This window comes from Flavobacterium sp., assembly GCF_044371705.1.
Lineage (GTDB): Bacteria > Bacteroidota > Bacteroidia > Flavobacteriales > Flavobacteriaceae > Flavobacterium.
On record NZ_JBILTE010000084.1, the window covers coordinates 1 to 11,526 of the forward strand.

The window sequence follows — 11,526 nt, forward strand, 5'->3', positions numbered from 1 at the left end:
CTTGCTGAAACAAACCGTCGTCAATGGGATTGTATTCGATTAAATTGACTTTACAAGGCACATATTTGCAGAATTTTACCAAAGCATCAATCGATTTTTGATCGTCGTTGATTCCTTTCCAAACCACATATTCATAAGTGATTTTGCTTTTGGTTTTTGAGTACCAATATTCTAAGCTCTCTCGTAAATCTTTTAAAGGAAAATTCTTCGAAAAAGGCATAATTTCCGACCTAATTTCATCAATTGCTGAATGTAATGAAACAGCTAATTTGAATTTCACTCCGTCATCGGCCATCTTCTTTATCATTTTGGGAATTCCTGATGTAGAAAGTGTAATTCGTTTGGGCGACATTCCTAATCCTTCAGAAGAAGTAATCATTTCGATGGCTTTGAGAACGTTATTGTAATTCATCAAAGGCTCACCCATTCCCATAAAAACAATATTGGATAACGGTCGTTCAAAATACAAACGACTTTCGTTATCAATAGCCACTACTTGATCGTAAATTTCATCCGGATTGAGGTTTCGCATGCGTTTCAAACGAGCGGTAGCACAAAAATTACAATCTAAACTACAACCCACTTGACTTGAAACACAAGCCGTTGTTCGAGTTGGCGTTGGAATCAAAACGCTTTCCACCACCATTCCGTCATACAAACGTACAGCATTTTTCACAGTTCCATCTTCACTGCGTTGCATTTGATCAACTTTGATGTGATTAATCACAAAATTGTCTTCGAGCATTTGACGGGTTTCTTTGGAAACATTGGTCATGTCTTCAAAAGCATAGACTTTTTTACTCCATAACCATTCATACACTTGGTTTCCGCGAAATGCCTTATCGCCATTGGCAACAAAAAAATCACGCAATTGTGTTTTGGTCAACGCCCGAATGTCTTTTTTGTTGGTTTCCATAGTGCAAATTTAGGTTAATTTGACGATTTGTATAATTTTGTTTTGTAATTTTGATACTCCAGCATTTTTATAATGAATAGTAATGAACTTAAACTAGAAATTATACAGCTTATTCTCAAAGTAGAAGACAAAGCTGCTTTACTTGCAATACAAGAAATTCTGAAAAATAAAATTAAAACTTCTGAAGATCTTATATCTTTAGTAGAAGAACCTTCCGAGAACATAATTGCGGTACATCCAAATAAAATTATTGGCTATGATGCGGATGGAAATGCTTTGAATCTTTCCGATTACCATAAAAAAATAGAAGAAGGTCTCAACGACATTAAAAACAACAAACTGATAAGTCAAGAAAAGTTAGAAAAAGAAATTGAAGGTTGGTACGGTGAATAATTTTTCGATTTTTTGGACTTTGAGTTCCCTTGCCGATTTAAATAAAATTAAAAATAATATCTCAAAATCTTTGATGTTCAAATTAATTAATGCTCCAAAAGAAATTACTTTTGCTGAACAATTTCAGTTTGATGAATATCGAAATGATTGCCGTAGAATGATTGTTGGCAACTTCAAACTGCTTTATCAGCATTCAAACAATTCCATTTTTATAATTCGAGTGTTCAATTCACGCCATAATCCGCAAAACAGTATATAAGTATGCATTTCCTTTCCGAAGATTTAGAAGATTATGTTGCTCTTCATTCGCAAAAAGAACCTGAATTGCTGGCTCAATTAAACAAAGAAACGTATCAGAAAATTTTGTTGCCTCGCATGTTGAGTGGACATTTTCAAGGTCGTGTTTTGAGCATGTTATCTAAATTAATCCGACCAAAAAACATTTTGGAAATTGGTACTTATACCGGTTATGCCACCTTGTGTTTATGTGAAGGAATGCAAGAAAATGGAATCGTTCACACCATCGATATTAAAGAAGAATTAGTTGATTTTCAACGAAAATACTTTGATCAATCACCTTGGGGTAATCAAATTGTGCAACATTTAGGAGAAGCGATTGCCATCATTCCAACATTAGAGGCAACATTTGATTTAGTTTTTATTGATGCAGACAAAGAAAACTACCTCAATTATTACGAATTGATTGTGCCAAGAATGAATAAAGGCGGTATTATCTTGTCGGATAATGTTTTGTGGTCAGGTAAAGTAGTGGAACCCTTAAAAGAAGGAGATGTAAGTACACAAGTTCTTTTGGAATACAACAAACGTATTAATGAAGATTCAAGAGTAGAAACTGTCTTATTACCAATTCGTGATGGCTTAACTGTAAGCCGCGTTTTATAATTCTACGAAATACTTTTGTTGAAAATAGCTGTAAATTCGATAAAAAAGTGCTCCAGTGAAAATTCCAAATAAATAACCGGTAACAATATCTGAAGGAAAATGAAGTCCTAAATAAATTCTACTGTAGGCAAAGATTAAGGGAAACAAAAACAACAAAAAAGCAAATTTATAATACTTTCTGAAAATTAGAAAAAAGAAGGTGGTGGTTGCCATTGAGTTTGACGCATGACCTGAAAAAAAGCTAAATGATTTTCGTTCTAAAACAACTCGTATATATTCTTTCACTGTAGTATCGTTACAAGGCCGCAAGCGTTCGAAAGAATACTTAAACACATTAGTCATTTGGTCTGTCACAAGAATCAACAGCGACAAAAAGACAACTACCAAACCAAAGTTTTTCCAGCCTATTTTTTTTATCAAAAAATAAAAAATAATTGCAAACAAAGGCGACCAATAAAACTGTTTGGTAACAAAAAGCCAAAAACCATCCCATTGTTCTGAACCTAAATTATTCAAGAATAGGAGTAGTTCTTTATCTAGTTCAATGAGTTGTTCCAAATTTAAAATTGTCTTTTAATGGGTCCGCTAATTTGTTCAATATCTTCTTTAACCTTCTCAATTTCTGAATTGACACCCAAATCAGTATCTAATTTGGGTTGGACCATTTGCGTGAAGTCTTGTTTTACTTTTTGAATTTCTCCTGAAATACCTCCTGTCAAACTATTGGCATCAATACCGTTTGCTTCGGCACTTTTCTGAATTTCGTTTTTAATATCGTTTGTGGCATGCTTTAATTGACGCATAGTCTTTCCCAGCGTTCGTGCTATTTCAGGGATTTTATCCGACCCAAAAAGCATCAAAATAACGAAAATGATAAAAATAAACTCGCTTCCTCCTATTCCAAACATGATAGTATAAAATTACCTTGCAAAGATACAACGATTATTTCTTCTCCAATTGATCAAATTTAGAAACTGCTTCTTCTTTTGGCCAGGTATTATTTGTTACGTCAACATCTGCCGTTTCCAACTTTGGATCTACTTGAATTTTTTTAATTTTCTTTGCAGTTGCAAACACTCTGGTAGCCGTTTGATTGTTTTTTCTCCAAATTTGCTCCGGAAATTTATGCGTTTCAGAAGTACCATCTTCAAACTGGAGCTCTACAATTATCGGCATGATCATACCTCCGGGTTTGCTAAATTCAACTTCGTAGAAATACTTTGGTGATTTTAACTTGCCTTGTTCTTCTGTTGTAAATTTTGCTATTAAAAATTCATCCAAAGGCTTAATTTCTTTAGAATTTAATTCTTTTTTTCTGGAGGAATTTAATTCTTTGTTACCTTCTTCCACTAAATATACATACGGTCCGTTTGCTGTTCCAAAACGACCTCTTCGAGCTCTTGCGTTTTTTAATGCTTCAGTAGGTTCATCAGTTAAGTAATATTGTTTCACATTATCAATTGAAATATCTACGTAATCGGTTGAAAAGAACCAACCTCTCCAAAACCAGTCCAAATCAACTGCGGATGCATCTTCCATGGTTCTGAAAAAATCCTCAGGTGTGGGGTGCTTAAACATCCATCGATTGGCATAGGTTTTAAAGGCATGATCAAATAAATCATGGCCCATAATTGTTTCACGCAGAATATTCAATCCTGTTGCAGGTTTTCCGTAAGCATTTGCACCAAATTGATGAATCACTTCAGAGTTTGACATAATCGGTTCTAAAAATTTCTGATCTCCTTTCATATACGGCACGATTTTACTAGCCGGGCCACGACTGGAAGGATAATCTTTCATAAACTCTTGTTCCGTTAAATATTGTAAAAAAGTGTCTAATCCTTCATCCATCCACGACCATTGACGTTCGTCGGAATTGACAATCATCGGAAAATAATTATGTCCGACTTCATGAATAATCACACTGATCATTCCGTACTTAATTCGGTCGGAAACAAAACCTTTTTCATCGGGGCGACCATAATTCCAACAAATCATCGGGTATTCCATCCCTTGGTCTTCGGCCGAAATTGAAATAGCTTTGTGGTACGGATAATCAAAAGTATGTTTGGAATATGTTTTTAATGTTTGAGCAACCGCACGTGTAGAATACTCTTCCCACAAAGGATTGCTCTCGTTTGGATATAATGAAATTGCCATTACATTTTTTGTTTCCAACTTAACAGCCATTGCGTCATAAATAAATTTACGAGACGTTGAAAAAGCAAAATCACGAACGTTTTCAGCTCTAAACTTCCACGTTTTAGTTTTGTTGGAAAAGCCTTTTTCAGCAGCCTTTGCTTCTTGGGGAGTTACAATTAAAACAGGTTTATCAAACGTTTTTTCTGCCAATTCGTATCTTTTTACTTGTTCTGCTGTAAAAACTTCTTTGCGATTGGTTAATACTCCGGTTGCTTCTAAAACATGATCGGCCGGAACTGTAATATTCACATCGTAATTACCAAATGCTAAAGCAAATTCTCCGGTTCCCCAGAATTGCATATTTTGCCATCCTTCCACATCATTATACACCGCCATTCTTGGGAAAAATTGAGCAATGACATACAATCTGTTACCGTCTTTTTCAAATTCTTCATAACCTGATCGACCACCATCCACTCTGTAGTTGTTGATGTTATACCACCATTTGATTGAAAAAGAAACCTTTTCCTTTGGATTCAAAGGCGTTGGCAAATCTATTCGCATCATGGTTTGATTAATGACGTAATTTAAAGGTTTGCCATTGGCGTCATTCACGTACGTTAAATTAAATCCGCCATCAAACGAATCCTGCATATACTTTTTAACAAAACCATCTACCGGCATTGCACCATCCATTCGCTGACTTTGCACCAAAGGCGATTTTGAATCACGCTTTTTTTCGTTCTGATCTAATTGCACCCATACATACTCTAACGTTTCCGGAGAATTGTTGTGGTAGGTTATGGTTTCAACGCCGTCAATTCTTTTGTTTTTATCATCAAGAATTATGTCCATTTTATAATCTGCCTGTTGCTGATAATAAGCAGGTCCGGGTGCTCCCGAAGCAGTTCTGAACATATTTGGGGTAGCCAACAAATCATACATTTGGCTAAACTTATTTGTATCGTAATGTCCGGGTTCTTTTGGAGTTTGTTTATTTTCCTGAGCAGCTAAAAAACAAGGCATTAATGCCAATAAGAAATATTTTTTCATTGTCTACTTTTAAAAAGGCCTAAAGTAAACAATTTTAATAAATTGAATAGTGTTTTATCAGTATTTTAACAACTCTTCAGCATTGTCAGAAGTAAGCAAAATACTGCGTTTAACCGAACCAATCTGTGTATGAGTAATGTGCTGTTGTTCTGAAATAAAATCAAAAAATACTGTATTTTTTAATTCCAATGTATTGATTTTGGGGACATCCTTTATTTTGAAATAGCAAATCATCACATCATCTTCAATTTCTTTGGTTAAAAAAATCATGTCTTTTGCTTTTACATTTACTTTAATTGAAAAATTATCAGCGAGGTATTTTTTCAAATAGGTTAACTGTTCTTCAGACTCTTTTGAAGAACCCAAATAAAATTTGGTTTTGTATTTTTTCTCCAAAGAATTATTCAAATCATCAATAAAATATCGCGAGGTAATTTGAATTTCCTTTTTAGTCGGCACAAAATTAATTTCGGTAACTGAAACATAAAATCTATGCAGTGACACCGATGTCAGCACAAAACAAAGAACCAATATGCCGATTTTGATACTAGTTTTTTTAACCATTTTTATTTCTTTGGTAATTTTTTATACTCGTCACTTTTAAAAATTAAAAAATCAATTAATTCAATTTCTTTATCGGGAGCAAGTAGTGCTTTTACTTTTGGATCATTCTCACAATACCCCAAAAACAAACCAATTTCTTCATGTTTTAGACCTAAAGTTTCAGTAAAAAAATAATAAGTGAATTTTTCTTTGACCACCTCTTGAAAAATTTTATCTGAAGCATAACTTATTTCCTTTGTCCCTTCTTTTTTATCAAATAGTTTTAAGACATCTTTTCCAATTCGAACAAAATCCATTCCGTATTGAATACTTCCGTCACTTGGCATTGCCGTATTTTTAAGTGTAGATTGAGCATCCAATTCGTATTTTGTGTCAATGATTGCTTGCTTTGAATCTGTTTTGGGATCAATCACCGTTACTTTCAAATTTCGGTTATCTTTCACTAAATCGCCTGAAAGCGAATTGGGTGTGACAATTACCTCATCTAACTCATTGACAAAAACGTCAAGTTTAATTTTCATCACATTGACCTTAAAGTCTAAGTCGGTTAAAACAAGTATTGCCGGTTTAAAAACAACGCTTGAAAAAACCAAAGTATCGGTTGGTCTGGCATACATGGTGAAGTATCCGAAATCATCAGAAACAGCACCTTTGTTCGACGATTTATTAAATATGGTCACGCGTTCAACAACCGATGAATCTGAGATAATTTGTCCGCGTACAATCTCCCTCGGGATTAATTGTGCCCAAGAAAATTGCACTACTAACAACAGAATCAATAGTATATAATTATTTTTTTTCATCTTTTAAAAATTCGTTAAACTCTATAGCTAATTTAGTCAAAATAAATGAAGTTTGTTCCTTATTATTTGTTAATAATGGACTCACAACCCCTGCCTCTTCTACAATATAGTATTTGAATCCTTCTATATAAAGTTCAGGTATTTTCAAGGTTTCATGAAAATAGTTGTTGTCAAACATGTCGTTTAACAAAACCAGATACCCTTCTTTTTTCTCAACTTCCAATTCCTTTTTTAACCCTTTGGTTCGTCCGGAAATCCAATTCAACAATGGATCCAAAACCCCCGATTGAGCGGTATACAATCTTCGTTGTGCGGGAGTATAGGTTTTGGGTGTATAATTGATAATTCCTAGGTCCTTTGCATTTATCCTGGTATATTCTGTCAAAACCACTTCATCCAATTCATTTGTTTTAGGCAACATAGTAATTGTTATACTTTTTGAAGCATAATCTGATTTTGAAATGCTTTTTCGGGCATATTCCAAATGAATGGCTGAAAAAACCAACAAATCATCTTCTTTGGCTTCAATAGAAAATTCGCCTTGAGCATTGGTAATCGTTGTTTTTTCATTCACCAAATTCACCACATGAATACCTTCTACCGATACATTTTCTGCTTTGACAATACCTTTAATTATAGTATCATTTTGTGCAAACAGCAGTTGACTGATTAAAAGAAAAAAAAATCTACTCATCGGTTGCTAAAAAATTTAAAAATTCTGTTGCTAAAGCCGCTAGTCTAAATTCTAAAGCTGTTTTTTTATCTGCTTTCATATAACCCATTGCTTCTTCGTCATGAATTACATAATATTGAAAACCCCCAACGTACTCCGCTGGAATTTTCAAGGTTTGTATAAAATAGTCGTCTTTATAAAGATCAACTAATTTTTTGAAACGTAATTCTTTTACTTCAATTTGAAGTTCCTTTTTCAATTGATTGGTTCTTCCACTAATTTCATTAATAAGACCATCAATGCTCATTCCTCCTAAGGGAATTAAAAGCGGACTGTACCATTTGAGTTTTTCGGCGGTTCGCAACCTTCGCTCAGCCGGAGTATACTCTTTGGGTTTATAGTCAATTATCCCTAATTCTTGGGCATTAATTCGTGGATATTCTGTTACAACCACTTCGTCTAACTGTGTAACTTTTGAAGTTAATTTTACAGTTAAAGTTGCAGAATTAAAATCACTTTTCAACACACTTTTGCGAGCATATTCCAAATGAATGGCAGAAAAAACCAATAAATCATCTTCTTTGGCTGCGATTGAAAATTTGCCATTTCGATCGGAAACGGTTGATTTTTCGTTGACTAAATTCAAAATATGAACGCCTTCAACTGAGCTTGAATCAGAAACAATAGTCCCATTAATGACTTTTTCAACGGTGCTCTGTGCATTGCTAAAAAACGAAAAAAAAATCAAAAGAAAAATTAAATAATTTTTTGCCATTTAGTTTGATTATTGTTCAGAATTATCTTTTATAGAACGAATTTACAATTTAAAAAATTGGATTTTCATTCCTTAATTAATCTTTAACATCTCTATAGTTTTAAGAATGAAACTTTATGAAATAAATAAACCCTTACTTTTGTATAAATTCCATCGTAATGAAAAACTTAATTATTGCCAGCACATCCACGTTACACGGAGGTAGTTATTTGGATTATTTACTTTCTGTTTTAAAAGAGCATTTTGCATCTTGCAAATCAATACTTTTCATTCCTTATGCCCGACCGGGAGGGATTTCACACGAAGAGTACACACAAAAAGTGCAAATTGTTTTTAAAACAATTGGCCTTGAAGTAAAAGGATTGCATGAATTTTCAAATCCTATTGAAGCCATCCAACAGGCAGAAGGAATATTTACCGGAGGCGGAAACACTTTTTTATTGGTTTCGCAGTTGTATGAAAATAAAGTGATGGATGTTCTAAAACAAACTCTTGAAACCGGCACGCCCTATTTAGGCACAAGTGCCGGCAGTAATATTTGTGGATTGACCATGCAAACAACCAATGACATGCCTATTATTTATCCGCCAAGTTTTGAAACGTTGGGTGTTATTCCTTTTAATTTAAATCCGCACTACTTAGACCCGGATGTCAATTCCAAACACATGGGCGAAACGCGTGAAACCAGAATCAAAGAATTTCATCAATTCAATACTGCGGCAGTTTTAGGATTACGCGAAGGGAGTTGGCTGGAAGTAAAAGGAGCCTCCATTGTATTGCGAGGAACTTTAACCGCTCGTTTATTCAGGGCAAATCAAGAAGCGGTTGAGTTGGAATCTGGAAGTGAGTTGAGTTTTTTGTAGCATAATAATGAAAAACAATGAAACAATTAAAAGTTGGTCTATATATTGCCTTAAATATTCTCTTTACAATTATTATTTACTTTTTATCCCTAAGACCCTTAAGTCCAGGAATTGAGCAATTAGAAGTAAATTTTAAAGAAAAAACATTTCTAGCATTTTCTTTCGAATTATCTCTTTTGATTTTATTTTTTACAATTATATTTTCTTTTTTGTCTTATTTATTTTTTCATTTTTTATTTAAGAACTTTTGTAGTAAAAGCAAATCATTTGTAATTATTCTTTTAATTTATCTCATAATTTCAATATTATCTAGTGTGGAGTACTTTAATTTTATCAATGATTCATTCTACAGTAAATAAAAACTCTGTCAAAGTTTAAAACTTTGACAGAGTTAAATTATCAAAAAAAACCTAAACTTTCGTTTGAGGTTGTAGCAAACTGGAAGACAAGGCTTCCCAATAAAACATTTGGATAAACTTTTCACCTCCTTCCACAAAAAAAGTCTGAACAAAAGTTCAGACTTTTTTTTAGAGCGGAAGACGAGGCTCGAACTCGCGACAACCAGCTTGGAAGGCTGGAGCTCTACCAACTGAGCTACTTCCGCATTGGTGAGTGCAAATATAGATAATTACTTTACTTTGATGCAAATTTTTTATGAAAAAAATTAACCGAAGTCGAATTCAAAATGTAACCTTTTTATCCTGAAAATGTTATACCTTTAGTTTTCATTTAAAGTAACTTAAAATTCATGATTATCTTAAAAGAAATAACAGCTTTGGAAACCTATTCCGTCAGACATCCTGTTTTACGTGAAGGCAAACCTATGGAAAGCTGCCATTTTGAAGGTGATCTTTTGCAATCAACTATACATATCGGGCTTTACAATAATGCCGCACTGATTGGCGTGATTTCTTTATTTAAAACAAAACATCCAGAGTTTAAATCGGATAATCAATTTCAAATTCGTGGAATGGCTGTTTTAAAACACCATCAAAAAAGAGGTTATGGACATCAACTATTGATAGAAGCTGAAGTGATTGCAAAAAAATACAATTGTAAAGTTCTCTGGTTCAATGCTCGCGAAAAAGCGGTAGGTTTTTATGAAAAAATGAACTATAAAATTATAGGAGAACCTTTCGAAATAGAAGATATTGGCACTCATTTTGTCATGTATAAAAAACTGAACTAGTTTATTTGCCTTTATGAAGAATTATTACGTTTTAATTTTGCTTTTTTTGGTTATCTCTTGTAAAAAAGAGCAAAGAGAATCAATTCCAACTGCCGTTACTGTTACCGATGCAGGTAAAATACTTGCAATTGACCCTAATGTGTTTTTAAAGGACCTTGATTCAAGTGTAATAAAATTTTATCAAAACAACCAAAACAAAACATTTTGGATGGATTTCAATTGTCGCGAATCATTGATTTTTCTTTTCAAAAATGCCGCAGAAGAAGGACTCAATCCTGCTGATTTTGAAAATAAAAAAATTAGTAAATTAGAACAATCCACCGGGAGCTTATCCAACCCAGAACTCATTAATTATGATATTTTATTAACTGAAACTCTCAATCGATATATTCATAAAATAGCTATCGGCAGTTTAAATCCTAAAGAATTATATGATGATTGGGATTTGAAACCTACCAAAGTCAATCCCTTAAAATTACTCATAAATTTTCAGAAAAAAGATTTCTTTGACTATGCTGTAAACGAAGTGAAACCTCCTCATTTGATGTACAAAAAGTTAAAAAAGGCTTTGCAACTCATCAATCAGTATCCAGACAAAAAGTTCAATACCTTGGAAATTCAAGAAAAAATTGTTTTGAATGATACCAATCCACTTCTTCCTGAGATAAAAAACCGACTCGTTTATTGGAAGGACTTGAAACAGCCGGATACGTTGACTTCCATTTACGATGCAACTACTAAAGCTGCTGTCAAACGATTTCAATCACGACATGGTTTGGCCCCTGACGGAGTTATCGGAAAAGGGACTATTGATGCTCTCAACTTCACCAAAAAAAGAAGAAAAGAACAAATAATTGCCAATATGGAACGCTGGCGGTGGTATCCAAGAAATTTTGAAAAAGAATATTTGATTGTCAATATTCCGAATTACTCACTTGAATTGGTTCGAGAAAAAGACACGGTTCGTTCGCATCGCATAATTGTTGGAAAAATCAAACGCAATACACCTATTTTATCTTCCAAATTAAGTTACGTGGTTTTCAATCCTACATGGACCTTGCCTCCTACTATTTTAAAAGAAGATGTGATTCCGGCTGCAACAAAAGACAGAAATTATTTTGCTTCAAAAAACATGACTATTTATCAAGGGAGTACACTCATTAGTGCCGAAGATTGGAATCCTACAATAGCTAAAAGTTATCGGTATGTACAAAAACCGGGAGCTGTCAATTCGTTGGGATTGGTAAAAATT

The 11,526-nt window shown here is 33.7% G+C and carries 13 protein-coding genes and 1 tRNA gene; 5 read left to right on the plus strand and 9 right to left on the minus strand.

Features of this window, described 5'->3' with window-relative positions:
- Positions 1–916 (minus strand): 23S rRNA (adenine(2503)-C(2))-methyltransferase RlmN (gene rlmN, locus ACIQ2S_RS07370; RefSeq protein ID WP_396174512.1); only part of this gene is annotated, 916 nt, incomplete at its 3' end.
- 72 nt (positions 917–988) lie between these two features.
- Here rlmN and ACIQ2S_RS07375 point away from each other — a divergent pair.
- Together ACIQ2S_RS07375 and ACIQ2S_RS07380 are read left to right on the plus strand one after the other, a co-directional pair.
- Complete coding sequence (locus ACIQ2S_RS07375) at positions 989–1,309, plus strand: hypothetical protein (RefSeq protein WP_396174514.1); 321 nt, start codon at positions 989–991, stop codon at positions 1,307–1,309.
- Positions 1,310–1,570: 261 nt separating this feature from the next.
- On the plus strand, positions 1,571–2,212 hold the full coding sequence (locus tag ACIQ2S_RS07380) for an O-methyltransferase (RefSeq protein WP_396174517.1): 642 nt from the start codon (positions 1,571–1,573) through the stop codon (positions 2,210–2,212).
- Here ACIQ2S_RS07380 and ACIQ2S_RS07385 read toward each other — a convergent pair.
- Genes ACIQ2S_RS07385 through ACIQ2S_RS07415 form a run of 7 tightly spaced genes read right to left on the minus strand, consistent with a single transcriptional unit; the run spans position 2,207 to position 8,222 of the window.
- Positions 2,207–2,770 (minus strand): phosphatase PAP2 family protein, encoded by a 564-nt coding sequence (locus ACIQ2S_RS07385; protein ID WP_396174519.1) that lies wholly within the window; start codon positions 2,768–2,770, stop codon positions 2,207–2,209. The two genes, ACIQ2S_RS07380 and ACIQ2S_RS07385, sit on opposite strands and share 6 nt — an antisense overlap.
- 2 nt (positions 2,771–2,772) lie before the next feature.
- The gene (locus ACIQ2S_RS07390; RefSeq protein ID WP_396174522.1) at positions 2,773–3,120 is read right to left on the minus strand and encodes a twin-arginine translocase TatA/TatE family subunit; all 348 of its coding nucleotides are present in this window, start codon (positions 3,118–3,120) and stop codon (positions 2,773–2,775) included.
- 34 nt (positions 3,121–3,154) lie between these two features.
- On the minus strand, positions 3,155–5,407 hold the full coding sequence (locus tag ACIQ2S_RS07395) for a M1 family metallopeptidase (RefSeq protein WP_396174524.1): 2,253 nt from the start codon (positions 5,405–5,407) through the stop codon (positions 3,155–3,157).
- A 57-nt stretch (positions 5,408–5,464) separates the two neighbouring features.
- Complete coding sequence (locus ACIQ2S_RS07400) at positions 5,465–5,971, minus strand: DUF6702 family protein (RefSeq protein ID WP_396174526.1); 507 nt, start codon at positions 5,969–5,971, stop codon at positions 5,465–5,467.
- A gap of 2 nt (positions 5,972–5,973) precedes the next feature.
- Positions 5,974–6,774 (minus strand): hypothetical protein, encoded by an 801-nt coding sequence (locus tag ACIQ2S_RS07405; protein WP_396174529.1) that lies wholly within the window; start codon positions 6,772–6,774, stop codon positions 5,974–5,976.
- Positions 6,761–7,468, minus strand: a complete 708-nt coding sequence (locus ACIQ2S_RS07410) for a carboxypeptidase-like regulatory domain-containing protein (RefSeq protein ID WP_396174531.1) — start codon at positions 7,466–7,468, stop codon at positions 6,761–6,763. The genes ACIQ2S_RS07405 and ACIQ2S_RS07410 overlap by 14 nt, the downstream gene beginning before the upstream one ends.
- Positions 7,461–8,222, minus strand: coding sequence for a carboxypeptidase-like regulatory domain-containing protein (locus tag ACIQ2S_RS07415; RefSeq protein ID WP_396174533.1), 762 nt, complete (start codon positions 8,220–8,222; stop codon positions 7,461–7,463). Before ACIQ2S_RS07415 ends, ACIQ2S_RS07410 begins: the two co-directional genes overlap by 8 nt.
- 158 nt (positions 8,223–8,380) lie before the next feature.
- Here ACIQ2S_RS07415 and pepE point away from each other — a divergent pair, with 158 nt between their 5' ends.
- Positions 8,381–9,085 carry a dipeptidase PepE gene (gene pepE, locus ACIQ2S_RS07420; protein WP_396174535.1) on the plus strand — a complete coding sequence of 235 codons (705 nt, stop codon included), beginning with the start codon at positions 8,381–8,383 and terminating at the stop codon, positions 9,083–9,085.
- A 531-nt stretch (positions 9,086–9,616) separates the two neighbouring features.
- Here pepE and ACIQ2S_RS07425 read toward each other — a convergent pair.
- A tRNA-Gly gene (locus tag ACIQ2S_RS07425) sits at positions 9,617–9,689 on the minus strand.
- A 144-nt stretch (positions 9,690–9,833) separates the two neighbouring features.
- Between ACIQ2S_RS07425 and ACIQ2S_RS07430 the strand changes: the two genes are divergently transcribed.
- Both ACIQ2S_RS07430 and ACIQ2S_RS07435 read left to right on the plus strand, forming a co-directional pair.
- Positions 9,834–10,274: a GNAT family N-acetyltransferase gene (locus ACIQ2S_RS07430; RefSeq protein WP_396174537.1), complete on the plus strand. Its 441-nt coding sequence runs from the start codon at positions 9,834–9,836 to the stop codon at positions 10,272–10,274.
- 13 nt (positions 10,275–10,287) lie between these two features.
- Positions 10,288–11,526: peptidoglycan-binding protein (locus ACIQ2S_RS07435; RefSeq protein ID WP_396174539.1), on the plus strand; the 1,239-nt coding region annotated here is incomplete at its 3' end.